General features: G+C 39.1%; 21 protein-coding genes and 1 pseudogene. 9 read left to right on the top strand and 13 right to left on the bottom strand.

From position 1 onward, the window contains the following. Positions 1-28 precede the first annotated feature (28 nt). Complete coding sequence (locus ASE55_RS10065) at positions 29-1,639, bottom strand: Na+/H+ antiporter (RefSeq protein ID WP_056218702.1); 1,611 nt, start codon at positions 1,637-1,639, stop codon at positions 29-31. Between the two features lie 169 nt (positions 1,640-1,808). Continuing rightward, entirely contained in the window at positions 1,809-2,105 is a 297-nt protein-coding gene (locus ASE55_RS10060) for a GNAT family N-acetyltransferase (RefSeq protein ID WP_056218699.1), read from the bottom strand. 477 nt (positions 2,106-2,582) lie between these two features. Between ASE55_RS10060 and ASE55_RS10055 the strand changes: the two genes are divergently transcribed. From ASE55_RS10055 to metQ, 3 genes are all read left to right on the top strand, one after another. Continuing rightward, a complete protein-coding gene (locus ASE55_RS10055; RefSeq protein WP_056218696.1) occupies positions 2,583-3,611 on the top strand; it encodes a methionine ABC transporter ATP-binding protein in 1,029 nt (342 codons plus the stop codon). Continuing rightward, positions 3,604-4,260, top strand: coding sequence for a methionine ABC transporter permease MetI (metI, locus tag ASE55_RS10050; RefSeq protein WP_056218692.1), 657 nt, complete (start codon positions 3,604-3,606; stop codon positions 4,258-4,260). The genes ASE55_RS10055 and metI overlap by 8 nt, the downstream gene beginning before the upstream one ends. Positions 4,261-4,468: 208 nt before the next feature. Further along, a complete protein-coding gene (gene metQ, locus ASE55_RS10045; RefSeq protein WP_056218690.1) occupies positions 4,469-5,278 on the top strand; it encodes a methionine ABC transporter substrate-binding lipoprotein MetQ in 810 nt (269 codons plus the stop codon). Positions 5,279-5,370: 92 nt separating this feature from the next. Here metQ and ASE55_RS10040 read toward each other — a convergent pair whose 3' ends face one another. The 4 genes from ASE55_RS10040 to ASE55_RS10025 all read right to left on the bottom strand — a co-directional run bounded on the left by ASE55_RS10040 (position 5,371) and on the right by ASE55_RS10025 (position 9,029). Beyond that, positions 5,371-6,606, bottom strand: a complete 1,236-nt coding sequence (locus ASE55_RS10040; RefSeq protein ID WP_056218687.1) for a hypothetical protein — start codon at positions 6,604-6,606, stop codon at positions 5,371-5,373. A 1-nt stretch (position 6,607) separates the two neighbouring features. Then, complete coding sequence (locus tag ASE55_RS10035) at positions 6,608-7,555, bottom strand: hypothetical protein (RefSeq protein ID WP_056218685.1); 948 nt, start codon at positions 7,553-7,555, stop codon at positions 6,608-6,610. Between the two features lie 3 nt (positions 7,556-7,558). Next, a complete protein-coding gene (locus ASE55_RS10030; protein ID WP_056218683.1) occupies positions 7,559-8,584 on the bottom strand; it encodes a hypothetical protein in 1,026 nt (341 codons plus the stop codon). A 145-nt stretch (positions 8,585-8,729) separates the two neighbouring features. Further along, positions 8,730-9,029 (bottom strand): hypothetical protein, encoded by a 300-nt coding sequence (locus ASE55_RS10025; protein WP_056218679.1) that lies wholly within the window; start codon positions 9,027-9,029, stop codon positions 8,730-8,732. Positions 9,030-9,373: 344 nt separating this feature from the next. Here ASE55_RS10025 and ASE55_RS10020 point away from each other — a divergent pair, with 344 nt between their 5' ends. Then, the gene (locus tag ASE55_RS10020; protein ID WP_056218677.1) at positions 9,374-11,638 is read left to right on the top strand and encodes a glycoside hydrolase family 3 C-terminal domain-containing protein; all 2,265 of its coding nucleotides are present in this window, start codon (positions 9,374-9,376) and stop codon (positions 11,636-11,638) included. Between the two features lie 58 nt (positions 11,639-11,696). Here ASE55_RS10020 and ASE55_RS10015 read toward each other — a convergent pair whose 3' ends face one another. The 3 genes from ASE55_RS10015 to ASE55_RS10005 form a co-directional block, all read right to left on the bottom strand. Further along, positions 11,697-12,662 carry a Fic family protein gene (locus tag ASE55_RS10015; protein ID WP_056218674.1) on the bottom strand — a complete coding sequence of 322 codons (966 nt, stop codon included), beginning with the start codon at positions 12,660-12,662 and terminating at the stop codon, positions 11,697-11,699. A 56-nt stretch (positions 12,663-12,718) separates the two neighbouring features. After that, complete coding sequence (locus tag ASE55_RS10010) at positions 12,719-13,465, bottom strand: metallophosphoesterase (RefSeq protein WP_056218671.1); 747 nt, start codon at positions 13,463-13,465, stop codon at positions 12,719-12,721. A gap of 177 nt (positions 13,466-13,642) precedes the next feature. Next, complete coding sequence (locus tag ASE55_RS10005) at positions 13,643-15,031, bottom strand: MFS transporter (protein ID WP_056218668.1); 1,389 nt, start codon at positions 15,029-15,031, stop codon at positions 13,643-13,645. 149 nt (positions 15,032-15,180) lie between these two features. Between ASE55_RS10005 and ASE55_RS10000 the strand changes: the two genes are divergently transcribed. The 3 genes from ASE55_RS10000 (at position 15,181) to ASE55_RS09990 (ending at position 17,201) form a co-directional block, all read left to right on the top strand. Next, positions 15,181-15,651 (top strand): Lrp/AsnC family transcriptional regulator, encoded by a 471-nt coding sequence (locus ASE55_RS10000; RefSeq protein WP_056218665.1) that lies wholly within the window; start codon positions 15,181-15,183, stop codon positions 15,649-15,651. Positions 15,652-15,864: 213 nt separating this feature from the next. After that, positions 15,865-16,452: a Crp/Fnr family transcriptional regulator gene (locus ASE55_RS09995; RefSeq protein WP_056218661.1), complete on the top strand. Its 588-nt coding sequence runs from the start codon at positions 15,865-15,867 to the stop codon at positions 16,450-16,452. 68 nt (positions 16,453-16,520) lie between these two features. Next, on the top strand, positions 16,521-17,201 hold the full coding sequence (locus tag ASE55_RS09990) for a hypothetical protein (protein ID WP_056218744.1): 681 nt from the start codon (positions 16,521-16,523) through the stop codon (positions 17,199-17,201). A gap of 391 nt (positions 17,202-17,592) precedes the next feature. Here the strand turns inward: ASE55_RS09990 and ASE55_RS09985 are convergent, their stop codons facing one another. After that, positions 17,593-18,309: a restriction endonuclease subunit S gene (locus ASE55_RS09985; protein WP_128414546.1), complete on the bottom strand. Its 717-nt coding sequence runs from the start codon at positions 18,307-18,309 to the stop codon at positions 17,593-17,595. Between the two features lie 187 nt (positions 18,310-18,496). Between ASE55_RS09985 and xerA the strand changes: the two genes are divergently transcribed. Both xerA and ASE55_RS20940 read left to right on the top strand, forming a co-directional pair. After that, complete coding sequence (gene xerA / locus ASE55_RS09980; protein ID WP_056218654.1) at positions 18,497-19,489, top strand: site-specific tyrosine recombinase/integron integrase; 993 nt, start codon at positions 18,497-18,499, stop codon at positions 19,487-19,489. A gap of 2 nt (positions 19,490-19,491) precedes the next feature. Further along, positions 19,492-20,025, top strand: a pseudogene (locus ASE55_RS20940) (restriction endonuclease subunit S); the annotation flags it as partial. An 844-nt stretch (positions 20,026-20,869) separates the two neighbouring features. On the opposite strand, the gene ASE55_RS19895 reads toward ASE55_RS20940, so the two are convergent. The 3 genes from ASE55_RS19895 to ASE55_RS09960 form a co-directional block, all read right to left on the bottom strand. Continuing rightward, on the bottom strand, positions 20,870-21,517 hold a 648-nt coding region (locus ASE55_RS19895; RefSeq protein WP_238585034.1), incomplete at its 3' end, for a restriction endonuclease subunit S. Then, positions 21,510-23,126: a class I SAM-dependent DNA methyltransferase gene (locus ASE55_RS09965; protein WP_056218647.1), complete on the bottom strand. Its 1,617-nt coding sequence runs from the start codon at positions 23,124-23,126 to the stop codon at positions 21,510-21,512. The genes ASE55_RS19895 and ASE55_RS09965, both read right to left, overlap by 8 nt. A gap of 8 nt (positions 23,127-23,134) precedes the next feature. After that, positions 23,135-26,209, bottom strand: coding sequence for a type I restriction endonuclease (locus ASE55_RS09960; RefSeq protein WP_056218644.1), 3,075 nt, complete (start codon positions 26,207-26,209; stop codon positions 23,135-23,137). Between the last annotated feature and the right edge of the window lie 44 nt (positions 26,210-26,253).

The raw sequence follows: 26,253 nt of genomic DNA, 5'->3' as shown, positions 1-26,253 counted from the left end.
AACTTATCGTCTACATCTTTAACTGTGGTTACAAATGCTTATTCCCCGTAATCTTCAGCTCATTCAGGTCCAGCTGGGATTCGGCTTTGCGGATTTCATCATCACTGAACTGTTTGCTGCGTTTCATGGCGAATAATTCTTTTCGCTGCAGGGCAAAGATGTCAAGCATAATCTGGTGGTATTCTCTGAGGTCATTTTTCCTGTTGGTGCACTGCTCTATCGAACTGAGATGGCTCTGATGAAGCATGATGTCATTTTCCAGAGTATTTTTGAGGTTCTCCACCAGGCTGTTGGTCTGTAATACGGATGCATATTTTTCATTGATCCGGCTGACGGCAAGATGATCGAGCCTGATCTGGATTCCAGCCTGCTGTTCGTGCGAAGGCAGGACAGGATCAAGTTCCCCGATGTTTACCAATTTAATAATCAGCGGAAGCGTAAGTCCCTGAAAAACCAGTGTTACGAAAATAACGACAAACGTAATGAAGATGATCAGGTTCCGCAGAGGAAATTCCGACTGTTCGTTCATCATAACCGGTATGGACAGTGCCGTAGCCAGCGAAACTACACCCCGCATGCCTGCCCAGCCTATGATCAGCGGGTTTTTCCATCCCGGGCTCGGGTCCTGCCTTATTTTTTTACTCAGCCATCTCGGGATGTGGGCGACCGGATAAATCCATAACAGCCGGACCACGATAACGATAAAACTGATGATCAGACCGTACTTAATCCCTTCCATCAAAGAAGTTTCACCCAGTCCGCTGATGATTTCAGGAAGCTCGAGGCCGATCAATATAAAAACCAGGGCATTCATGACGAAGATCAAAGTATTCCAGACTCCGGTCATATTCACCCTCGTAGTTCCGGTCTTGAAAATCTCATGGGAACGGAAAGACATGAACAGCCCGCCGCTCACCACGGCCATCACGCCTGAAAAATGAAAATGTTCTGCGGAAAGGAATAAAACATAAGGCGTCATCACCGTTAAAGCCGCGTCAATTGCCGGTGTGGTCGGAAGAAAGCGGTGTATGGCATAAAAAATATGAGCACCCACAATTCCCACGACAATTCCCATCCCGGCAACCATGAAGAACTGTCCCGTAGCTTCCTGCATAGAGAACATGCCGGTCATCACGGCAGCCAGTGCGAACCTGAAGACGATCAGGGAGGAAGCGTCATTGATGAGGCTCTCGCCTTCCAGCATGGCCAGGGTACGTTTGGGAACTTTTAATCCTTTTAAAACGGTGGTGGCTGCTACGGCATCGGGTGGTGAAACAATCCCTCCCAACAGAAATCCCAATGCCAGCGTAAAGCCCGGAATCAGGGCCTGTGATGCATACGCTACCACCAGCGAAGTGAGAAAGACCAGCCCGAAAGCCAGCAATCCGATGGTGCGCTTCCATTTCCAGAAATCATTCCAGGAAGTATACCAGGCTGCTTCGTATAAAAGCGGCGGCAGGAAGATTAAAAATATGATCTCCGGATCCATTTTCAGGACAGGCACACCCGGAATAAAACTGATGCCCAATCCTGCCAGAACCAGGAATATCGGGTAGGCAATTTTAATGCGCTGAGCCAGCATGACCAGCATCATGACAATCAGCAAAAGCCCGAGGATTAAAAGAAGTTTTTCGTGCATGGTTTGTTTTGTTTTATTATATCGGATTCTTCATGATCAATCACCTGATATCCTGAGTTCAATTAAGATGAATGTAATTGAGAATCAGAGATTATGAACGGTTATCAACCTTTCAAAGTAACGTTAAAAGTCAGCCGATCTGTTGATCCTTAACAAAAATTCATATTGCCTAGATCGTTTCCCTGAACCAGATGTCATTGTATTCTTCAGGGTGGCGCTTAAACTGCCCGTGGACATAAGGACATAAAGGAACAATCTTCAGGTTGTTTTCCCTGGCATAGGAAACCAGCTGCCCGAGCAGTAATTTCGCAAATCCTTTTCCTTCATATGCAGGATCGACTTCCGTATGATAGACGGTTAACTTTTCGCCGATGACAGAAATATCCATTTTCCCGGCCTTGTTGTCGTCCGAGAAAAGCTGAACTTCTCCTTTTACATTTCCTAAAACTACTGCTGTTTTTTCCATTGTTTTGATTTTTAATTAACAGGGTAAAATTAACACCTTTATTAAAACCGTTTCATGATCTATGATATTTTCTGCCTGGCATCATAAGGTAAACCGGATGCCTGAATTGAACGGTAAACGATAAAAATTCAGACTAAACAGAAAGAAACGGAAGATATCCGATCTCCAGTAAAATTTATTTCATTGAAAATCATTCATTTAAATATCAAAATTACGGATGATCAATAAAAAGTCTACTTTTTTAGTGGACTAATTAAATTTATGTTCTATCTTTGCGGTCATAATTAAATAAGGAAATGAAATTGAAATCAGAATTCAGATATCCATCAATGAAGAACAGGAACATCAATCATATGATGATGTATTGCTGTATGCCTTGGTATGTGAATTTTAGTGGCTGACCTTACTTTTATTATGACATATTTAAAGGCTTTACCACGTTGTAAAGCCTTTTTTATTTAACAGAATTTTCAGAACATGATCGAAATAAAGAATATTTCAAAAACCTTTTACCAAAAGAAACAGCCTTTCAAAGCGCTGGATGAGGTAAGCCTTTCGGTTGAACAGGGCGATATTGTCGGGATTATCGGGTTCTCCGGGGCAGGGAAAAGCACTTTGATCCGTACAGTAAACCTCCTTGAAAGGCCGGATGCCGGTAAGATTATCATTAACGGAACAGATTTCACCTCGCTGAAAGCCGGACCGCTTGCCCGCGAAAGGAAAAAGATCGGAATGATCTTCCAGCACTTTAATCTCCTTTCCTCAAGGACGGTTTTTGAAAATATTGCGCTTCCGCTGGAACTGGATCATGTGGCTAAAACTGAAATCCGTAAAAAAGTAAATGAACTGCTGAAAATCGTAGGGCTTGAAGACAAGGCAGGCGATTATCCCAGAAGCCTTTCGGGAGGACAGAAACAGAGGGTAGCCATTGCCAGGGCACTGGCCAACGACCCTTACCTGCTGCTCTGTGATGAGGCCACCAGCGCGCTTGATCCTGCTACCACCCAATCCATCTTACAACTGCTGAGGGACATTAACAGGAGATCAGGAATTACCATCCTGCTGATTACGCATGAAATGGAAGTGATTAAAGCGATCTGCAACCATGTAGCCGTAATCGACAAAGGAAAACTTATAGCCAAAGGGACGCTGAACGAGATTATCTCGAACAAAGAGCATCCTGTGATCAACCAACTCTTAAATACCGGTGTTATGACCATACCCCAGGAACTGAATAAAAAAATGCAAAAAGAACCCCAGGCCGGATTATTTCCGCTGGTGGAAGTTGAGCTTAATGAACATATCTCTGTTGAAGAACTGCTTTCGGTAGTGCATGACCAATATAAAATCCCATACAAACTTCTGAAAGCGGACGTTGAGTACCTCGGCGATTCCAATTTCGGGAAACTGCTGCTGCAGCTTAAGGGTGATGAAGAGAAAAACCAGCAGGCGATTTATTATTTTAACCAGAACAGAATTCAAAATACGGTAAGGGGTTATGCTTAGTGATACAGTGGTTTCCCTTTTGTCAAAGGGAATTTGGGAGACGGTTTTTATGACCCTGGCATCGGGATTTTTCGGCTTTGTTTTAGGACTGCCGATCGGGATTTCATTGTTTTTAACCAGAAAAGGACAGTTGCTGGAACATGGAATTTATAACAGGATTTTATCGGTTCTGGTTAATATTTTCCGCTCAATTCCTTTTATTATCCTGATTGTCTGGATGATTCCTTTTACCAGGAGCCTGATCGGAACGTCCATCGGTGTCAATGCCGCTTTAGTACCTCTGAGCGTGGGAGCTGCGCCTTTTATTGCCCGCCTGGTGGAAAACAGTCTGCTGGAAGTTCCCGCAGGCCTTATTGAAACCGCAAGGGCACTGGGAGCTTCTCCTTTTCAGATCATCCGAAAGGTTTTACTACCGGAAGCCCTGCCTTCGCTGATCAATAATGCGACGATTACGCTGATTACACTGGTGGGATATTCCGCGATGGGTGGTGCCGTAGGCGCCGGCGGACTGGGGCAAATCGGTTACCAGTACGGTTATATCGGCTATGATGCCGTGATTATGAATCTTGTTTTAGGATTGCTGGTTGCGATTGTTTTTATCATCCAGTTCTCGGGTGACCGTTTGGCAAAACATTTTGACCACCGGTAATCAATCCGGGTTTCAGCCTGCAGGAACTGTTAAAAGCAGATGTTGAAAATATAAAATATAGTGTGAATGTGATTTAGTGTGGTGGACTGAATATTTCAGCCATCAGCGGTGAAAAGATTAAGCAGAAAGGACAAGCTATGATGATGTATGGAATTCCTGATGTTTCTTTCTGTTTTTTCGCCGCTTTTCAGAAAAAAAATAATGTATTATGAAAATAAAAATTTTAGGGCTGCTGACCGTGGTTTTCTTACTGCTTACGGCCTGCCAGCCATCAAAAAAAGAAGACCCGAATTATATTAAAGTCGGCATTACGTCCGGGCCGGAGCAGGAAATTGCCGAAGTAGCCAAAAAGGTCGCCAAAGAAAAATATAACCTTGAGGTGGAGCTTGTTTCCTTCAATGATTATGTTATTCCCAATGAAGCCCTGAACAACAGGGATATTGACGCCAACGCATTTCAGCATGTCCCGTATCTTACCGAACAGTCTAAACAGAGGGGTTACCAGCTGGCTGTGGTAGGCAATACTTTTGTATACCCGATTGTAGCTTATTCAAAAAAGATTAAAAACATCAGCGAGCTTCAGAACGGGAGCACCGTTGTTATTCCGAATGACCCTACCAACGGCGGGCGTTCATTACTGCTGCTGCAGAAAAACGGATTGCTGAAACTGAAAGATGGCATCGGACTTCTTCCGAAAGTAACTGATATTGCCGCCAATCCGAAACAGCTGAAAATCCTGGAAATTGAAGCGCCGCAGCTGCCGAGGGTGCTGGATGACAAAGAAGTGGTAATCGCCATCATCAATAATAATTTTGCGGCACAGGCCGGCCTGGATGCGGAACAGCAGGGAATCTTCAAAGAAGACAAGGATTCACCATATGTCAATGTGATTGTATCCCGAAAAGACAACCAGAACGACGAAAAAGTGAAAAACTTTGTCAAAGCCTATCAGTCTGATGAAGTCCTGAAAAAAGCCAAAGAGATTTTTAAGGGCGGAGCAGTGAAAGGATGGAATTAAAATCTACACATGCTTAAAATAAAAACATCATTCCGGATTAACCGGAATGATGTTTTTATTTAGATCTGACCCGCAATACAGGATTAAACCTTCTATAATCCTAAACTACCGAAATGTTTTGGCTCGTAAATAAAGATAAAATACAAAGTATAGGAAACAATAAGCAACAGCAGCAAGATGGCAGAAACCACTTTGAAGCTGTCCAGCTGAGGTTCTTTTTCTTGGTCTCTTTTACGTCTTCCATATTCTTCCGGCTGGTGTCCGTAGCCCGGATAAGCCATAGGTGCTCTTGCCCCCGGATTGAATGCAGACAGTGAAGCAAGCGGCTCTACTGTTTTATTTCTACTGATAGTATCGGTAAAAAGCCGCCTGTTTTCCTGATGTGTTTTTTTAGCAGCTTCCACTTTTCCGTCGGTTTCCAGCCTTTTAATCAATTCATCTGTCTTTTTTGTATACTGACTGTATTCATTGTTGATTATACCGATTCTTTCCTTTGACTGCTCGATCTTTTTCTCGTTCTCTTTGTGGTATTTTTCATTCTGCTCTATCTGTTTATGCAGGCTGTCAATTAACCGTTTACGCTCCTCTTCCAGCTGCCGGTGTTCTTTTTTAAATTCATCAAGGCAAACCTGCACCAGCCGCAGACGTTCCTCATGAAGCCTGCTGATTTCATGTTCAAAACCGTTTGGTTCTACAATTTTAAAGATCCCTTTCTGCTTTACAAACTCCCCTATTTCATGGCTCTGCGTGAAAAAAATGGTGTCATAATTATTTAAAAGCTCCCGTGATTTGCTGAACATCACCTGTAACTTCGCAGGATCTGTCTCACAGTACACCACGAGGTAATTTCCGTTTGACTGGGTGAAACTGACATCATTCACCTCCTGCAGGTGAAACCCTATTTTATCAAAATCTTTCGGCTTGTGTATGGCAAACTGGTCAGAATGGCTGATGGTAATAACGCCTTCTGAAACATTGTTTTTTTCAAGCGTATTATGAAAATCATCCAGTACGCTGATGATCAGATTTTCCGGGGCAATCTTTCCGGCAAACACCAGGCTTGAACCGATGAAAGTGCCACCCCTGTGTGATTTCTGCTCTTTTGCAAAAGTATACACGGAATAGGAAATCAGGTTATTGCCGCCGCTGTGATCTTTCCGTATACCATAAATCTTATTGTCCGGAAAAAGCATGATGGCATCTGTTTTCAGGTCAAAGGTCCTCAGCTCTTTTGCAATGGCAGCGCTGCCGCCTAAAAAGAAGGACTGCCGGAAGCCGTTCGGGTTGCCGAAAGTCCCGAATGCGGAGAAAAAATAAGTCCCGTCCATTTTAATCTGTAAAACTGAATTTTAAACGTTCCCAGAAAGTCCCTTCATAGTCCAGCTCATAACCTGCGATGCTTCTGTAGAGCCATTTTGCCAGTACTTCTGCCGTAGAAAGGTTCAGCAGGCTGATCCTTTCTTCACCTGTAGCATTCTGAACACTTCCTACGGTATAATAGGTTTTGGTTAACCCATACGTATTGATGCGCTGTGAAGTCATCGGCAGGCGTTCCAGAATAAAATTGTCGAGTTCCTCTGCGCTTTCCACATCCATCCTTCCGGATTTATCCCATTTGGAGATTACCAATACGGCATTCACAGACCTCATATTTTTCCCTTTTCTTTCCAGTTCGTCCAGAAATTCATTAATCAGGCTGTCCTCCCTGTGGGCAGATTCATAGCTCGTTACAATAATAAAGGTAATGGGGACACTGGCGTTCAGAAAAGATTCTATGCTGCTGTGATAGTTTCCGCCTCTTCTTATTTCATTATGGTTTTCCCCTGAAGTTTCCAGGAAAGTAAGGTCAATCGGCGGAACTTTCTTTGATTTATTGTTGGGCTCAAAAACCAGGTCCAGGCGGGTAACATGGTCTCTGGTGGTCCGGTTCGGCAGAATTCCCTGTCTTATATTTTCAAAAAAATCAGACAGGAGTACATTCGCTTCTTTGGTATTCGGGGTACCCAGCTTAGGCCGCAGCACACCGGCATACGATTTGAGGTAATACAGCATCGAAGAGAGAATAACGGACTTCCCGGATTCTGAGGTTCCGAAGAAAAAAACAAAATTGCTGTCCTTATTTTTTATATCATTGGAAATGGTTTTTGCCACCGGGACAAAATCATCGTGGGGATTTTCATCTTTGGGATCAAACAGCAGGGGTCTTAACGGCTGATAAGTTTCCGTATGATCATTTTCCAGTGACAGGGGCTTCAGGTTTTCGTTTGTATTTTCCATAGGTTAGTTATTTGGGATCAGTGTCCTGCCGCTTCTTTTATTGTTGAATACGCTTCCGCCGTTATTTCCGTGGTTGCCTGCAGGGGTTACCAGAAGAATAATGATGACGATGATAAAATCCAGAAGGATACATCCTGCGAGCACCACAAACTGGTACATTCCGAAGTGCTTAATGGCATGTTCAAAAGCAAACCCGATCTTCCCGACTTCCTGGGTCTGTGAAACGGCAGGTTCAAAGTGTATTTTATCATTTCCCAAAATAGTCTGTGCCCTGCTTCCCAAACGGTTATATTCCGTTAAGGATTCATCAATAATCCCCTGGGAGAGGTCATCCTTTTCTTTTTTTGAGAGGAGCAGTAAGTTCTGGATATTCTTGTTCCATTTGAGGGTTGCATTGTTGATATCTGTTTTTAAAGCCCTTTCTTCCGGAGACAGGTCAGAAATCATATTGTCAACCTGCTGACCCATCCGTTCCGCCAGGTCTTCATAATCATTGCCTACCGGTGTCAGGTAATCCACTTTCTGGCCGGTCAGCTTTTCAATATCGCGGATGAGTGACTGGGCGCGGCTTCCTATGCCCTTGTTTCCCGGATCTTTAATCTGCTCCATCATCTGTTTCTTCTTGATTTCAATATTCTGGGTCGTGGCTTTGTTGTACTTATAACTCAGTTTAGACTCCACATCATTCTCCAGTCCGGCAAAATGTTTGTTGATGTCGCGGAGCTCGTCCGTATAAATATCGGTTCTCATAAACCTTGTATACAGGGCATTAAAATTCGCAATGAAACAGAATGAAGCGATAAAAATGTAAATTCCCACAAGGCTTCCCGTAGGTTTCCCTTCGAGTTTGGCTGTCCGCAGCATCCAGCACAGGAAGAGCAGCAGCAGAGATAAAACCAGGGCAATCACAAAGGAAGCAGGCCCGAAAATCTGTTCCAGCCCGAGCCAGGTCTGATAAAAACTTACACTGATGAGCAATAGGGCAAGAACTCCTAAAAAGAGATCCGCAGGGGTCAATTTTTTATTCATAGTTACGTAATAATAATTTTAAGAGCTGTCGTTTTATGTTTGTCATAACATACCCTTTTATAATTTTCGAAACTACAAATAACCCACAGAAAAAAATTACGGGAAACCGTAAGTATGCTTATTAACAGTATAATATATGTTTTGATCAGTTGATCAACTCAATTCTGTCTCCGAAATGACTCGTCAGCATCTCTTCCAGAAAATGTATGGCTTTTGACTCCGCAAAATCAGTCCCGTAAGAATGAAGTATAAACAGGATCGCACCTTTATAATCATCTGTTTCATATTCAAAATGAAACTGGTTTTTATATTGTCTGCCTGTATGGGCTATTGCATCTTTTTTTCCGTCATATTCCCAGGTCCGGATATTATTTGCCTGAATTTTATCGATGATGTCTTCCCACAGCTGTTGCGGATTTTTAGTTGAAACCCTTAAAGTTTTCATGGTTATCGTATATTTAAAATGCTAAATTACAGCTATTTACAAACAGATCATAGGCTTTGCTTAATTATTTTATGTGCCTCATTTATCTGTAAATGAATTGATACGGGACTTAGTAAACAATTAATTCGGTACTGTAATCTGCATGATTTCTGTTTCTGCAATACTAATGCATATTCTTTACTGTACCTTACGGGATTCCTTTTTAGCAGGATAAAATCATGTAAACCCCGCATTTCTTTAAATAACAACTGGTTAGAAATAACCATTTTCCTGAATTTTTCATTTTCTCAATTTGAGATAATAAAAATTTTACTATTTTTGCCTGAATCAATAAAAAGGCTTTTATGTTAAAGAAAACCGCTGTTGTAAGTTTATTTATGCTTATTTCCGCCTGCTATACGGCTCAGAATACAAATACTTTACCTGTTTACTTAGACGAATCCAAACCTGTGGAACAGAGGGTAAAAGACGCACTTTCCAGAATGACGCTGGAAGAAAAGGTGGCCATGCTCCATGCACAATCAAAATTCAGTTCGCCGGGTGTCCCGAGATTAGGAATCCCGGAATTCTGGACTACCGACGGCCCTCACGGTGTACGTCCGGAAGTAATGTGGGACGAATGGGACCAGGCCGGATGGACCAACGACTCCATTATCGCCTACCCTGCCCTGACCGCCCTATCCGCAACCTGGAACAAAAAAATGTCCTGGAACTACGGTAAAGCCTTAGGAGAAGAAGCACGGTACAGGAAAAAGGACATCCTTCTGGGACCCGGTGTGAACATCTACAGGACCCCGTTAAACGGGAGAAACTTTGAATATATGGGTGAGGATCCTTATCTCACTTCAAAAATGGTGGTTCCTTACATCAAAGGGGTACAGTCCAACGGAGTGGCGACTTCGGTGAAGCACTATGCTTTAAACAACCAGGAAATGTTCCGCCATACCAGCAATGTGGAAGTAGACGACAGAACGCTGTACGAAATTTACCTTCCGCCTTTTAAAGCGGCAGTCACTGAAGGGGATTCATGGACGATTATGGGTGCATACGACATGTACAAAGGCCAGTATGCCAGCCAGAACCAGTATCTTTTAAACGACATCCTGAAAAAGGAATGGAATTATAAAGGCGTTGTGGTTTCCGACTGGGGTGCGGTAAACAACACGGAACAGGCCATTCATAACGGTCTCGATCTTGAATTCGGGAGCTGGACGAACGGGCTTTCGGCAGGAACCAAAAATGCCTACGACAACTATTATCTGGCCAAGCCTTACCTGGACCTGATTAAATCCGGAAAAACAGGGACGCAGGAGCTTGATGATAAAGTAACAAGATTACTTAACCTTGCCTATAAAACCACCATGAACCGCAACAAGCCTTTCGGCAATGTTGCTTCAGAAGAACATAAGGCGGTTGCCAAAGAAATCGGGGAAGAAGGGATTGTCCTGTTGAAAAACCAGGGGAACGTACTTCCAATTGATGCCGGCAAAGCTAAGAAAATTGCAGTGATCGGTGAAAATGCCATCAAGATCATGACTGTCGGCGGAGGTTCTTCTTCCTTAAAGGTAAAATACGAAACGCTGCCGCTGGACGGAATCAAGGCTAAATTCGGGAAACAGTCTGATGTACAGTACGCCAGAGGTTACGTGGGCGATATCGGCGGAGAATACAACGGCGTAAAATCCGGACAGGATCTTAAAGATTCCCGTTCCCCGGAAGAACTGTTGAATGAAGCCGTGGAACTGGCCAAGAAATCCGACCACGTCATTTTCGTGGGAGGATTAAATAAATCCGATTTCCAGGACAGCGAGGGCAACGACAGAAAAAGCTACGGACTGCCTTACAATCAGGATAACGTGATTACCGCGCTGGCGAAAGCAAATAAAAACCTTACGGTAGTGCTTGTATCCGGAAATGCAGTGGCCATGCCTTGGATCAAAGAGGTTCCTTCGGTTCTTCAGAGCTGGTACTTAGGGTCTGAGGCCGGAAATTCCATTGCTTCGGTATTAGCGGGAGATGCCAATCCTTCAGGGAAACTGCCGTTTACGTTCCCTGTGAAGCTGGAAGACAATTCAGCGCACCAGTTGGGAGAATATCCGGGAAATAAGGAAGAATTTGCTGCCGGAAAAGGAAAAGACCAGAAAAACCCGATCAATATCAAATACAATGAAGGCATTCTGGTAGGCTACCGCTGGCATGACACGAAAAAGATCAGGCCTCTGTTCAGTTTCGGACATGGACTGAGCTATACGACTTTTGAATTCGGAAAAGCCAAAGCCGATAAAAAAACCATTTCACAGGACGATACCATCACGTTTACCGTTACGGTTAAAAACACAGGGAAAAGAGCCGGTGCAGAAGTGGCACAGCTGTATATTTCTGACCTGAAATCTTCCGTTCAGCGTCCTGCCAAGGAACTGAAAGGCTTTGAAAAGGTATTTTTAAACCCGGGAGAGCAGAAAGAAGTAACCTTTACGGTTGATAAATCTGCTTTAAGTTTCTTTGATGCCCAAAAACACGACTGGGTAGCAGAACCGGGAGATTTTGAAGCACAGATCGGTAATTCTTCGGATGCCGTTAAAACGAAAGTGAAATTTACCCTGAAGTAATTTTACGTATTTATATTTTCTAAAACGAATGCCTGGATCGACATGATTCAGGCATTTTTTACAGGTCTTTAAACTGATATTCGGTTAACCTCTGTTCACCGGATTTATTTAATATATTATTTTCAACCGCCCATTTTAAATCTCTGCTTGCGGTAGGCGCAGAAATATTTTTAAAATTCTGCAGATAATCTTTTCTGCTGAACTTCCTGCCTGTGATTTTAGCCTTAAAAAGCAATATCCTGTCTTTTACTGTTAAAGGTGTATTCTGAGACTGCAAAAGCTGCCGCAGCGATTCTTCTATCAAGGTCATCATAAATTCAATAAAAGGAGTAGAATGTCCGCTTTTATCAGATTCTGAAAGTTTGCTGTAATATTCATTCTGATATTCTTTAATAAGGCTTTCCACCGGCAGGTATTCAAATACCGGGTATTGCTGCATAAGGATCATGGTTTGCCATAACCGTCCCATCCTTCCGTTGCCGTCCGTAAAAGGATGTATGAATTCAAACTCATAGTGGAATACGCAGCTTTTAATAAGGATCAGGTCATCATGATTTTTCAGATATTTAAAAAGATCATTCACCAAGCTTTTTACCATGAGGCCTCCGGGAGCAAGATGCGCAATTTCAGAGCCCTTAACGATTCCTACATTGGAAGTCCTGAATTTTCCTGCCTTATCAACCAGGCCTTTCATCAGCATAGCATGTGCCCGCGTAAGATCTTTCATATTTTCAGGATGAAAAGTTTTTAGCTGATCGTATACTTCAATGGCATTCTGAACTTCCAGAATATCTTTGGCAGGCGCCATAATTCTTTTATTGTCCAGTAAAGCTGTTATCTGTTCCTCCGTAAGTGTATTTCCTTCGATTTCCAATGAAGACTGGATCGTTTTAATACGGTTTCTTTTTCTTAGTTCGGCAGCCGGCTTATAAAGATGAAGAGCATTCACCTCCCCTATTTTTTCCGAAACGGAAGCAATTAACTTTATGATATATTCTGTAATCTGATATGGAGGCTTATACATTGATAGTATCATTTGATACGATCAAAGATATATATTTCTATTGAATTTCTCTATGATCACATCTCAACAATCAGTTCTTTTTCATATCCGTTGTACGGATCAACAATATAACCGTGAGGATTACAGATAACCTCGGTCTCTCCCACCCTATACCGGCACGGCGTATGAATATGCCCGTGAATCCAGTACAGCGGCTGATGTTCCAGAATAAAATCTTCGAGATCGGAAACATAAGCGGAAGTCAGCGGATCTGCCCTGAAATGCGGTGGACTGGACTGCAGACTCGGTGCATGATGGGTCACCACAATATTCTTCAAACCTTTTGCCTGTTCCAGACTTTCCTGCAGCCAGGCTCTTGACACCTGATGGATCTTAAAAACGTCAATCGATCTCATTTTAGAATAGGAAGGGTCACGCCTGATCTTTTTGTAATCATTCATTCCGTTCTGGCAGGCGAACCCGTAATACCTCGGATCGCCAAATACTGAAAAATCCGTCCATAAAGTAGCTCCGTGAAAACGGATGCCTTCAATATCCACAAAATCATCTTCCAGGACAAAGACATTGGAACTTTCTGCGGCTTCCTTTATTTTATGTAACGTTTTAGGATAAGAACCCTTGTAATATTCATGGTTCCCGAGAACATAGATCACCGGCTTATCCGGAATTCTGGTCCTGATCCATTCAATTCCTTTTGTTCCGATGTTCACATCTCCGGCCAGCACTACAACATCTGCCTGTTCAAAAGACAGTTCAGAAGATCCGAATTCCTGATGCAGGTCGCTGATAATTTGTATTTTCATGATGGATTAAAACTGCAAATTAACTGTTTTTTATGCTGAACCTGTTTAAACTTCTTTAAGATGATCTTAATTTCTTATCATTTTTAAAGTTCACTTCACGCGAAATCAAAGATTTTCAAAACTTAAATATTCTTCTATCAAGTCAATTTTTTTTCTTTCTTAATCTGTCCTGTGTACTTATGAAACAGCCATTTTCTCTTTTCTGATTTTTATTGTCCTGATGATAAAATACAGCAGCATGGATAAAGCAATAAGCGCATAACCGGCCAGTATAAACAGGCTCAGACTCCCGACAGCTGATTCAGACGGAAAAACCCGGCTCATTAATGTCATAAAAGACAACCCGATCCCGGCCCCTAAAAAATAGCTGGTGGAACTTAAACTTGAAGCCACCCCGTAATCCGGAGCATCCACATCCTGAACGGTGAGTACGGACAGTGCCGTAAAACAGAACGTCATCCCGATCCCGGAAATGCAGGCGGCACCCAATAAAACCAACGGCAAAAGATGCCCGAAATACAGGGAAATCAGCAAAGACAAGGCGCCGGCTATCATAAATGCCCAGCCGAGAATCCCCATCTGTGAAGAATCCAGTCTTTTAGAAACATGCGGCAATATGAATTTGGCTACCAGTGCAGACATGACGCTGAACGGGACCAGCATCAGCCCCGCTGAAGCCGCACTGTGGTGCATATCTTTCTGCAGCATTAAGGAAATCAGAAATAAAAACCCGATGAAAAATGCACCGAGCATCACAAATGTCAGGTTGGAAACTACCAGTGAAGTATGCCGGAATAAACGCAGATCAATCAAAGGCTTTGAGGCGGTTTTTAAACGGTAAACCACCGAAGCCAGCAGTATAGCCGCCAGAACCAGCGATCCCAATACCATCACCGGATATTCCTTAATATGGATCAGCTCATGCGTTCCGTAAGTTAAGCTTAATAACCCCAGAACCAGTACAATCCCTGATAACAGATCCGTTTTCTGAGCCGTTCCTTTTTCATCTTTCGGAAGATATTGACAGGCAAAAATTAACGTAACCAGCAGCACCGGAACATTGATCAGGAATACCCAGTGCCAGCTCAGATACGTACTGATGATCCCGCCCAGTGAAAGTCCGCTCCCCGAACCAATGGCTGCGAATGAGCTGAAAATTCCGATGGCCCGGTTTCTTTCCTGGTCTCCTTTAAAGGTATTGACTACGATAGACATCGCAGAAGGCATAATGAATGCGGCTCCCAACCCCTGTAAAGCCCTGAAAAAAGCAAGTGTGGTAAAGTCTGTTGAAAGTCCGGCACCTAAAGAAGTCAGCAGGAAAATCAATGATCCCCACAGGAAAATGGTTTTGCGCCCGATCTGGTCCGAAAGCTTTCCGCCGATAATCAGAAATCCGCCGAAAAACAGTACATACAAGGTCTGCAGCCACTGCACGGTTTCCGCACCGATCACGAACTGCTCCTGTATGGAAGGGATGGTCAGGTTAATGATGGCAATATCCAATGCTTCTACAAATGTTCCTGCCGATGCCAATATTAAAATCAGGTTTTTTCTTTCCGCGCTCATTCTTTACTGTTCAATTATACTGCAAAATTAAAATAAACAGGACGCTTATTAAAATTATACGCTAAATTTGGAACATATTTACATTTAGTAAAGAATAAAAAGAACATATATCCTTTCATTTATCATTTAATTTATAAAAAACAGAACAAATGGCAACAGAACATTATCTGCCGGATGAAAAAGACCTTTCGATTCTGAGGATCCTGCAGAAAGATGCGAAGCTGAGCATCCGCGATATCGCCAACAGGATCAACCTGAGCCCTACCCCTACCCATGAGCGCATCAGGCGTATGGAAAAACTCGGGATCATTAAAGAATATACCGCTGTGCTCGACCGGCGGAAAGTTGATAAAGGGATGATGGTAATCTGTATGATTGCACTGAATGCCCACAACAAGAAAACTGCAGGACGGTTCATCGAAGAAGTAAGCAGGCTAAGGGAAGTGGTTGAACTGCACAACATCAGCGGGGATTTTGATTTTATGCTTAAGATCTTAGCCCCCAATATGGACGCCTTTCATGAATTTTTTGTGAATACGTTATCCGAAATCGAAGGGATCGGGCAGACGAAAAGTATTTTCGTGATGAATAGCATTAAGGAAAGCGCACAGATCCTTTAAAGTTTTTTACGAATTGTTTTAAGATTCAATTCCATCATATGATAAAGCTGTAAAACTTTTGATTAACTTTAAATTGAGATCCAATCTGCTCAAAAAGTTAAAACAAGATGATTATTTCAGAGGCTGAACTTAAATAAAAGGATTTAAATAACTTAAGTGTTTTTAAATAAGATTAAACAGGCTTGATATCATTACTGCTGTAATTTTAAAAATATGGATGCACATAAAAACCCGGAAGTAAAAGGCTTTATTGATTTTGTTACCTCCCTCAGCCCGTTGGAACAGGATGCTGAAAAAGCACTGGCTTCCGTACTCCGGCAAAAATCTTTTGCAAAAGGTGACTATCTGCTGGAAGCGGGAAATGTTTGCAGCCGGATTTACTTTATTGACAGCGGCCTGGCCAAGACCTTCTTTTATACCGGTACCCGGGAATTTATCATGCGCTTTTTTGCTGAAGGCAATATGTTTACGGTGCTTGACACTTTTGTAACGCGGCAGCCCTCCGCTTATTCAATCGAAGCCCTTGAACCAACCGAAGTCACCTATCTTAATCACGCTGATCTGGAAAATCTCTGCTCAAAATATCATTCCATGGAAACGTTTTTCAGAAAACTTGTATCTGTCGCCGCCGTGAATATGATGGACCGGATTGGCGGCACCCTTGAAGAAAAAGCGCAGGTGGCTTACCATAAATTTTTGCATGAGCACGGAAAGCTGTTACAGCGGATCAGCCTGGCAGACCTTGCTTCTTATCTTGGCATTACCCAGGTCTCACTGAGCAGGATCCGGGGCATAAAGTAGTTGGTTTTTATCATTTGATAAATGCCGGGCTGAACAGGCGGCGTACCTTTCGGGTACATTCAACCGCTATGAAAAACACACTTTCGATCCATCAGAAAATAAGCCTTCTGGCTGCCTGTCTTTTTACTGTTATTGCTCTTGTGATAGGCTATTTATCCATTGGTCTTGCCCCCGTTATAATTGTCGGAGGCTCTGCGCTTACCGGACTGATCTGCTGGTATTTTACGTACCTGCGGAAACCTGTTGAACCCGGGATTATCCTTCCGCTGTTTATTCTCACGGTAGCCGGTTTACAGATCCATATTGTTGAGGAATACCTGATGGGTTTTGCCCCGGCCATGAGCCGCCTGTTCGGCATCCCGTGGAGTGAGCGGAGTTTCCTGATGGTCTTTGCGCTCATCGGGCCTGTGATCTATACGCTTACCTCGCTCGGCCTGTACTATAAAACTCCACTCGCGGGATTTGTGGCCTGGTTTATCTTCATCGGTCCCGGTATTGCAGAATTCACCCATTTTATTTTCCCTTTAATTTCTCCCGACCTGCTCCCGCATGATCCTCGCCCACTCTCCGCTGACATCGGCGGCATCCCTATACCGGACATGCCCAATTTTTATTTCCGAACCACAGGACGTTATTATTTTCCGGGCATGTGGACCGCCATCCTGCCGATGATTCCCGGCTGCCTTGCTGTTTACCGTTTGTTGATTAAGAATCTATTCCGGATTGAAAAAGCTGTAGGTCTGCGATGATCTGATAATGTTTGCCTACTTCTGAACATCTAATAGTGCAAGGACATATCATTTCCTGTTTATCCTGCTGTTTCCATGAAAAAAGCACACAATATGATATGGTTCTTCGGGTCTTGTTCGGGAACGCTTCGGAAGCCCTTCGGAAAAAACATCTTTTTTCCGAACAAGACCCGAAGAAGACCCGAACAAACCCAAAGAAAATCTTAATTCATTCTGTCTTAAAAAACAGATTTCAGACAGAATAAAAACTCTTATCTTTTTGATGAAGGACTGTTCAAATATTACATTTGGACATTTATCATCTACGAATCTTCAAAATTATTAATTACAAAAAAACAAAAGTACCTTCTTTATAAATTGATGAATTAAATGATAATTTATCTTACTAATTTTACTCAACTTTTACCTGCCCGTTCATCAGCATAGGTAAAAGCCAGTCGCGTAGTTTGCTAAGTTGTTCATTTTGTTGTTCTAAGTTATTTTGCTGTTGAAAAAATACTGAAGCATAATTTTTAAATTGGATAATTAATCGTTTTTGAGGCTTTAAAATTTTAATTGTTTTTAAAACTGCTGTAGAAATCTCCTTAAATGTAGAACCAGACGCATTTGCTTCAATTGAAAGCATATTTTGTTTAAGTACATAAAAAACATATTCAAAAGGATATACTTTATTACAAACAATAGATTTAAATCCCTGATTAGTAGTGCAATCAAATCTATTAATAGCTAAATAGCCTATAGGAGCTCTTGATGACATCAGTACAGAATTTGCTGGCAGAATATTTAATGAAGCTTCTTTTAAACCTTTTTCTGTGACATCAAATTCGCCTCTAGCAATAAATTTATTTTTTGTGTTTTGAGATAAATCTTTAGGTGTTATCCAAGGAATACCATTTTTAGAAAAATTTTCTTCAATAGCTTTTGAAGGCGTACTTCCTCCTGTAATTGTTCCTAATGCCTCAATTGTTTCAAATTCCCAATCTTCCGGAATTTCCCTTTTCAAAACATCATTCCAAATCATTTTGCCACCACTTGATTTATAAGGCTTTCCGTTTTCGTTCGGAAAGTCAAACTGTACAAACCAATAGTCGTACAGCGTTTTCGCCATGCGCTCTAAATTATCATTTAATTGATTTATAAGGCTTTCCGTTTTCGTTCGGAAAGTCAAACTGTACAAACCAATAGTCGTACAGCGTTTTCGCCATGCGCTCTAAATTATCATTTATTTTACAACTATGGCTATTTTTGTTTTTCATTCCTTTACGCCTTCAAAAAATTAAAAAAAATCCGAAATAATGAAGGAATTAGTGAAGCAAGAAATTATGAGTGCAATGCAGACAGTTTTAAACTTTCAACAGTTAATGATGCTTGAAAAGATGATACACAGGTCTTTTCATAACGTTGATATAACACAACAGGGTAAAACTAAAGAAGAGTTAGAAACTGATAATGCAGCCGTTATTAATTTATTTATTTCTTCAAAAAAAGTAGAGGGATGTTCTGAAAAATCTTTAAAATATTATTTTTCTACTATAGATACATTATTTCAAAAGCTTAAAAAAAAATTTACTGAAATTTCAACCAATGATTTAAGACAATACTTATCAGAATATCAAGAGATTAAAAAGTCAAGTAAAGTAACAATTGATAATATTCGTAGAATTTTATCAAGCTTTTTTTCTTGGCTGGAGGATGAAGATTATATTTTAAAAAGTCCGGTAAGAAGAATTCACAAAATTAAAACAGCAAGAATTATCAAAGAAGTACTGAGCGATGAAGAAATTGAAATTCTTCGGGATAATTGCAAGCAAATACGGGATTTAACGCTTATTGAAATGCTTTGTTCCACCGGAATTAGAGTGGGTGAACTTGTAAAAATCAATATAAAAGATATTGATTTTCATGAACGGTCTTGTATTGTTACTGGTAAAGGTAATAAGCAACGTGAAGTGTATTTTGATGCCAGAACTAAAATTCACCTTAAAGAATATCTTCAAGTAAGAAATGATGACAATGAAGCTTTATTTGTTTCATTATCAAAACCTCATCAGCGTCTTTCTATCGGTGGCGTAGAAAGTATTTTGCGTAAACTGGGACAGAAAACTAAAATTAATAAAGTACATCCTCACAAATTCAGAAGAACTCTGGCAACGATGGCAATAGATAAAGGAATGCCCATTGAACAGGTTCAGAAATTGTTAGGACACGTTAAAATTGATACGACATTACATTATGCTATGGTTAATCAGACTAATGTGAAGATTGCGCATCGAAAATTTATAAGTTAAAAATGGATAATTCTAGAAAAATAGATTCGATTCTTACTTACTACGGAAAAGGTGTAACTCCAAAATATGTAGTCGAAAGTTCAATAATTGTTTTGAATCAAAAATGTGTGCGACATAATAAAATCGATTATTCATTTGCACAATATATAGATGATCAAAAAAAATATAATGAAGAGAAATTTCTAAAGGTCGGAGATATTATAATTAACTCTACAGGACAAGGAACTGCAGGGCGTGTTGCTTTTGTTGAAAAATTACCCAGTAATAAAAAAGTGATTACAGACTCTCATATTTTAGTAATTAGAACAAAAAATTTCCATGAATCTAAATGCCTGAATTACAGCCTTTTTTCAATTGAGAAACAGCTCCAAACTTTTATGGATGGAAGTACTGGTCAAGGTGAATTTGACAAACAGCGACTTTTTAATATCATTGTAAGTTATTCACGAGAAGAAATAGTCCAAAACAAAATTACCAATACCCTAACATATATTGACCATAAGATTGAATTAAACAACCAGCTAAATGATAATTTANAGTTATTCACGAGAAGAAATAGTCCAAAACAAAATTACCAATACCCTAACATATATTGACCATAAGATTGAATTAAACAACCAGCTAAATGATAATTTATCTTACTAATTTTACTCAACTTTTACCTGCCCGTTCATCAGCATAGGTAAAAGCCAATCTTGCAATTGAGAAAGTTCTTGATTTTGTTTTAAATTTGATTGTTTTTTTAACTCTAAATTTTTGATTTGTTTATAAAATATATCAACCAATATTTTTGGAGGTTTTATTATTGAATAAGAATTAACAAAAGATTCAAAAAGAAAATTTTTGATACCACTAGTTTTTCCTTCATATCCAAATAAAAGGCCTTTATCATATAACCTTTGCCACTCTAATAAAAAATTGAAAATGAACTCATTATGTTTTAATGAAATTGCTTTGCAAAAGTTTGAACAAATAATATTAGAATCAAATCTTTCAAATGAGCCTTCTGTTAAAAGAGCAATTCTACCTGTTGATTGCGTCGGACTTCCACCTGAAATTTCAATAATGAAATCATTAAGTTGCAGTACTTTTGACATATTATTTTTTAAAATAAATCTTTTAGGTGCTTTTACTTCACCTTTGCCATTTAATCCATTAATGTCTGCTCCTCTAATGCAATAAACCTTTTCTGTGTAATTACCCATTATTTCATCTTTACCCCAATCTCCAGTCTTTGTTTTTGCTATCCAATCATTAAATACCGTTATTTCCCACCCTTTAGGAATTTCCCTTTTCAAAACATCATTCCAAATCATTTTGCCACCACTTGATTTATAAGGCTTTCCGTTTTCGTTCGGAAAGTCAAACTGTACAAACCANAGGAATTTCCCTTTTCAAAACATCATTCCAAATCATTTTGCCACCACTTGATTTATAAGGCTTTCCGTTTTCGTTCGGAAAGTCAAACTGTACAAACCAATAGTCGTACAGCGTTTTCGCCATGCGCTCTAAATTATCATTTATTTCATTATTTAATTCAATTTTATCATCTAAAGTAGATAAAGTTGAAGCAATTTTTTTTTGGGAAGATATATCTGGAAGTTTAATCTCTATATCTTGAATAACTTTTTGAGATAGATTATCTCTAGCAGAGCCCGAACTTATTTGAACTAAATAAATATATAACGTATCTAACCAGTATTTTAGAAAATATTGATCAATTCTTTCATTTGGTAATAAAGCACAAATTGCTTGATTAGTTGCTGCTTCTATATTTAATATACTCGTCTTTCCTGCAGTTGCACCATACATAGCAACTAGTACAGAATTCTTTGGAAATAACTTTGCATTCGAATTATCAAATCCTAATTTCGAAATGAATTTCTCTGCTTTATTTATTTTATATTGTCCTACTTCTCCACTATTAATCCAAGGAATATCTCCATTTTCATAATACTCCTTTTTAGTAGTTAAAGGTGTTGCACCTGAAGATGTTTTTAGAATATCACCCAGTTTTACTTTACTCATATTTTAATCCTTTCAACTGTTCCTGAATTTTTTGATCTAAAGCATTTCCTTCTTCAAAAAGACTTTGCAAACGGCTTTCGAAGTCTTGCATTTTTTCTGCAAATTCTTCGGCAGTAATATCCACATACTCTATTTTTACTTCAAAGTACTGCCCTGCAGAAAACGAATAGTTCTTTTCTGCAATCTGTTCTTTAGTTACCACAACAGACAGATCTTCAACAGCCACTTTGTGATTAAAGGTTTCTACAATTTTCGCTTCTTCTTCCGGCGCTAATACTGTACGCTGATTTTTACCTTCCTTTACGGTTTTTCCAAGCTTGGAAGCATCCATTAATATAATATGTTCGCTATCTGCTCTTTTGTCAAAAAATAATACAGATACATTGGTTCCGGTACTTGCAAAAATGTTGCTTGGCATACTTATAACGCCACGCAGCCAACCCTTGCTAATCAGTCTTTCACGAATTTTCTTTTCAATTCCGCTCTGAGCGGTAATAAATCCGGTAGGAACAACAATAGCAGCCTGTCCTTTCTCACTCAGGCTGTGTATAATATGCTGTATAAATAAGAGATAAATTGCCATCGACTCTTTTTTCGATTTTGGCACATTAGGAATACCGGCAAAAAAACGCTGCTTAAAAATATCTTTCTCTAAATCATTCCTAAAATCAGAAAAATCCAGTTTAAAAGGAGGATTTGAAACAATATAATCAAATTTGCCATCAAGATAGAACGGCTGTGCAATCGTATTAGTCTTAATAATATTAGGAATCGAATGCGTAAGACTGTTCAAAACCAAGTTCAACCTTAACATATTACTTGATTTCTGGGAAATATCTTCTGAATAAATCGTACAGTTTTTCTCTCCGATTTGATGAGCCAGACTCATTAACAAAGTTCCTGAACCTGCACTCGGATCGTAACACTTTACCCCTTTTACAGTATCCGGAACAAGAATTTTTGCCATAATACGGGCAACAGCGTGAGGTGTATAATATTCAGCATATTTCCCGCCACTGTCTGTATTATAATCTTTGATTAAATATTCAAAAATAGTTGCAAAGAAGTCATATTTCTGAACAAACATTTCTTCAAATGAAAATTCAAATAATTTATTAATCAATGCTTTTGCAAAAGCATCACGTTGTGAAGCATCAGAAATAAACTGGGTGAGTTCATCGAACAGTGAATCTTTTGCTCCACTGAAGGATTTTACAGAAAAAACGTCTGCATTTTCTATTGAAATCTGTCGTAAAGTATCATCAAATGTTTTTCCGAAATCGCTGTTGTTTTGAATTGTAAACAAGTGAGAAATCAAATGTTGAGGTTTTAACCTTGGAATATTTGGATCTAAGCTTGCCAATAAAAAATTATACTCATCTTCATTCATCCGGCGCAGTGCATCAGAAAAGTTTTCACTTTCCGCCAATTGTGGATTTTCTTCTTTTACTGCATACCGAAACTTATCATTTAGAAATTTATAAAGGAATATCTGTGTAATAATTTTAAATTCGTTTCCATCGTTTCCGAGGCCATAATTGGCACATACACTCTTCAGATTGTCTATTAAGGATTTGGTTTTAGTTATAAAATTTATGTCTTGCGTCATTATTCTTCTTATCTATATTGATATTGCTGTAAATATTCCTGCGAAATTAATTTATTTATTCTTTCTGTAGTAGGGAAATCAAGACTAATGTTTTCCTTTTTTTTAAACTCATCAACAACGAGTTTCAAGAGATAGCGTTTAAAATAAGCTTCATTCTTTATCATTTCTTCCTGATTGCTGATGGTTTCATCTACCTGTAATTTCACTTGCATTAGTGCACTATGAAGCTGAGATTCTTTGGCATTTAAAGTTCCTTTTTCAGATAGGCGTTTATGGATTCTGGTATATTTATCGTCATTTTCATATTTAGCTTTGAGTAAAGCATTTTTACGATTTAATTCTTTTGCCTCATCATAAATTTTCTGTAGCAAGTGCATATTTTCAACCATATCTTTCTGCGTTACTTCACTAAGATTTTTCTTCTTGAAAATCCTTTCTAACTCGTCCTTCAGGCTGACAAATTCAGGATCGATCTGGTCAAAATTGGTCAGTAATGATTCACGTGCTTTCCGTAGAATATTTTTAAACTCATCGGCAAGAACCAATTCACTTTCATCTACTTTTACAAACTGGAAAATAATATCTTCCAATGCTTCATTAAGCAGATTTCTGTTTGTTTCTTCATTTCCTATACTTTCCAGTAAGTTTATATTATCCAAACGACTTTGAGCCATCATTAACATATGATTCCAAAAATCAAAATCTGCAATTCCTTTTAAAGCTTCATAGCCATTTAAGGCAATCAGATTTTTGTTTTCCTTTGCTGTCCGTAATGCTTTTACAAGTTTTAGCAGTTCCTTTTTATCGTTCAATTCTGCAATTTGTCTGGAAAACAATTCTCTATTTGAACTATCATAATGAAATAGAGTTTCTTTTATCTCTTCAATTTCCTGCCTGATTTCTTCTTCAGACTTAAACAAATTAGAATACAGTTCCATTTCGTCACCTAACTGCTCCTGCAATTCGTCAAAATAAAGTTTATTCGTACGGTCAAATGCTTTTGAAATGTCGGCAAAATCAACTACGTAACCATACCGGTATTTTTTGTACGGCCGGTTAACCCTAGTTAGTGCCTGTAAAAGATTATGATCCTGTATAACCCTTGCTAAATATAATTTCTTCAATCTTTTTGCATCAAATCCAGTTAAAAGCATATTATAAACAAATAAAATGTCTACATGTCCTTTTTTATAAGCATTTATCAGCTCTTTTCGAATATGTTTATCATTTTCATCATGTAAAATTAAGGCTGAAGTAAGTTTAGGTTCATCATTTAAGCCATATCTGGCCTGAGGCTCAGCTACCATTAATACACTTGCATCTGTTTCCTGTGTACCATATTTTTCCTGAAATAAACGAAACAATTCTTTTGCCTGATCCGCAGAATCACAAACCACCATTCCTCCCAGAGTCGAATCCTGTTGATCTTTTCTGAATTTTACTAAATCTTTGCAGATATAATCTAACATGGGTTCTACAAACTTGGTGTTTTTATAAATGTCCTTTGCAGTAATATCTCCTTTCAGTATTTTAATCTCGTCTATGACGTTTTGCATCTGCATTTTGAAATTCCCTTCGATCTGCTCTCTAATTAATCTTAGGGTATATCCATCTGCAATAGACATATTATAATAATACTTATGGATATAACTTCCAAACAAAAGTTTCGAATCATAATCTTTTGCGACTTCTCTTAGTAAAGGTGTTCCTGTTAAAGCAATTTTAACAGCTTTCTTATCAGAATTAATCAGATTAGCCAGATAATTACCTTTTGGATTGTAAGAACGGTGTGCTTCATCTAAAAAATAGATTCTCTGAATATTGATATCATAATTTAAATCTTTTATAACAGTTGCATCTTCAGAAAATTTCTGAATATTAACCACTGTAATTTCTGATTTGCCACTGTCATTATGAATGGCTCCTACTACCTGAAGATCCTTAATAAAATCAGCTTTAGAATTCACTGGATTTATCTTTAATCCCCTGTTGGAAAATTCTGTGGAAGCCTGGATTAACAGGTCTAAACGGTCAACAATAAAATAAAATTTTGGAATGATCTGTTTTTTAGCAAAATAATGAGTCAGATACTTTACATTATAATATGCTAACGCTGTCTTACCAGAACCTTGTGTATGCCAGATAATACCTTTATTCTGACCTGCATCCAGTTTTGCGGCAATCGCCTGTGTAGCGAAAATCTGCGGATAACGCATAATGTGTTTTTGACAAACAGGTCGTCCATTCTCCTCCTCTTTTATATAGGCAATGGAAAACTGTAAAATAAATTGTAGTCTTTCTTTACTGAAAAGTGAGGTCAGAATTCGATTTGTAGGGCTATTTTCATTTTTATTAGTGATAAATTCCGGGTTGTGTTTAATAACAATCAGATTATTATCTTTTAAAATATTTAATTCTTCATCATCTGTTATATCTGATAATCTTTGTTTAACAGGATAATCAAGGTCTTCTCTAAAGTAATTAAATGAAACATTCCCATAAGATGAAGTAGCATAATACGCACCTAATATAGGTTCTATAATTCCATCTTCATATTCCATATTATTAGAAAAAACCATTAACTGTGTAATATTTGCAAAACGTCTGAAATGTTTATTGCTAAATCTTTCATTCATACGTCTGCGTTCCGAAATTACACCGTCTTTATTATGAGGCTTTTTTACTTCTATAAAAGCTAATGGCATCCCATTGATCAGAACCGTAATGTCCGGACGATATTCTTCATCACCAGATTTACAAGTCAGTTCTGTGGTGACATGAAATTCGTTATTTGAAAAATTTTCAAAATCAATTAATTTAATTCCTGATATTGAGGTCAAACGTTCATAAAACTTTTCACCAAGATCTTCAAAATCTAATTCCAGATTTATTTCATCTAAGATTCGTTGTGCTTCCGATTCAGAAATATTATTTAGCTCAGAAATTTTAGGTAAAAAAACAGATGGAAAAATATTATTAGCATCCAATCTGTTCTGCTGCTTTAATGGTATATATTTATATCCTAATCTTTGCAGGTGTAAAATAGCAGGAATTTTAACTCTTGAATCCTCATTAAATGTCATTAGTTTTATTGTATTTTAATTATTTAAATATAAACAAACTTAAT

Origin of the sequence: Chryseobacterium sp. Leaf201 (genome assembly GCF_001421435.1) — a bacterium.
GTDB lineage: Bacteria > Bacteroidota > Bacteroidia > Flavobacteriales > Weeksellaceae > Chryseobacterium.
This window is presented reverse-complemented; position numbering and strand designations above follow the sequence as displayed.

Excerpts from the sequence above, each read along its gene's own strand:
- ASE55_RS10005 (WP_056218668.1), bottom strand. The coding sequence starts at position 15,031 with ATGAGCGCGGAAAGAAAAAACCTGATTTTAATATTGGCATCGGCAGGA.
- metQ (WP_056218690.1), top strand. The coding sequence starts at position 4,469 with ATGAAAATAAAAATTTTAGGGCTGCTGACCGTGGTTTTCTTACTGCTT.
- ASE55_RS10010 (WP_056218671.1), bottom strand. The coding sequence starts at position 13,465 with ATGAAAATACAAATTATCAGCGACCTGCATCAGGAATTCGGATCTTCT.
- ASE55_RS10040 (WP_056218687.1), bottom strand. The coding sequence starts at position 6,606 with ATGGACGGGACTTATTTTTTCTCCGCATTCGGGACTTTCGGCAACCCG.
- ASE55_RS10025 (WP_056218679.1), bottom strand. The coding sequence starts at position 9,029 with ATGAAAACTTTAAGGGTTTCAACTAAAAATCCGCAACAGCTGTGGGAA.
- ASE55_RS10000 (WP_056218665.1), top strand. The coding sequence starts at position 15,181 with ATGGCAACAGAACATTATCTGCCGGATGAAAAAGACCTTTCGATTCTG.
- xerA (WP_056218654.1), top strand. The coding sequence starts at position 18,497 with ATGAAGGAATTAGTGAAGCAAGAAATTATGAGTGCAATGCAGACAGTT.
- ASE55_RS10055 (WP_056218696.1), top strand. The coding sequence starts at position 2,583 with ATGATCGAAATAAAGAATATTTCAAAAACCTTTTACCAAAAGAAACAG.
- ASE55_RS10015 (WP_056218674.1), bottom strand. The coding sequence starts at position 12,662 with ATGTATAAGCCTCCATATCAGATTACAGAATATATCATAAAGTTAATT.
- ASE55_RS10035 (WP_056218685.1), bottom strand. The coding sequence starts at position 7,555 with ATGGAAAATACAAACGAAAACCTGAAGCCCCTGTCACTGGAAAATGAT.
- ASE55_RS10020 (WP_056218677.1), top strand. The coding sequence starts at position 9,374 with ATGTTAAAGAAAACCGCTGTTGTAAGTTTATTTATGCTTATTTCCGCC.
- ASE55_RS09960 (WP_056218644.1), bottom strand. The coding sequence starts at position 26,209 with ATGACATTTAATGAGGATTCAAGAGTTAAAATTCCTGCTATTTTACAC.
- ASE55_RS10060 (WP_056218699.1), bottom strand. The coding sequence starts at position 2,105 with ATGGAAAAAACAGCAGTAGTTTTAGGAAATGTAAAAGGAGAAGTTCAG.
- ASE55_RS09965 (WP_056218647.1), bottom strand. The coding sequence starts at position 23,126 with ATGACGCAAGACATAAATTTTATAACTAAAACCAAATCCTTAATAGAC.
- ASE55_RS09990 (WP_056218744.1), top strand. The coding sequence starts at position 16,521 with ATGAAAAACACACTTTCGATCCATCAGAAAATAAGCCTTCTGGCTGCC.
- ASE55_RS10065 (WP_056218702.1), bottom strand. The coding sequence starts at position 1,639 with ATGCACGAAAAACTTCTTTTAATCCTCGGGCTTTTGCTGATTGTCATG.
- metI (WP_056218692.1), top strand. The coding sequence starts at position 3,604 with ATGCTTAGTGATACAGTGGTTTCCCTTTTGTCAAAGGGAATTTGGGAG.
- ASE55_RS10030 (WP_056218683.1), bottom strand. The coding sequence starts at position 8,584 with ATGAATAAAAAATTGACCCCTGCGGATCTCTTTTTAGGAGTTCTTGCC.
- ASE55_RS09995 (WP_056218661.1), top strand. The coding sequence starts at position 15,865 with ATGGATGCACATAAAAACCCGGAAGTAAAAGGCTTTATTGATTTTGTT.
- ASE55_RS09985 (WP_128414546.1), bottom strand. The coding sequence starts at position 18,309 with ATGGCGAAAACGCTGTACGACTATTGGTTTGTACAGTTTGACTTTCCG.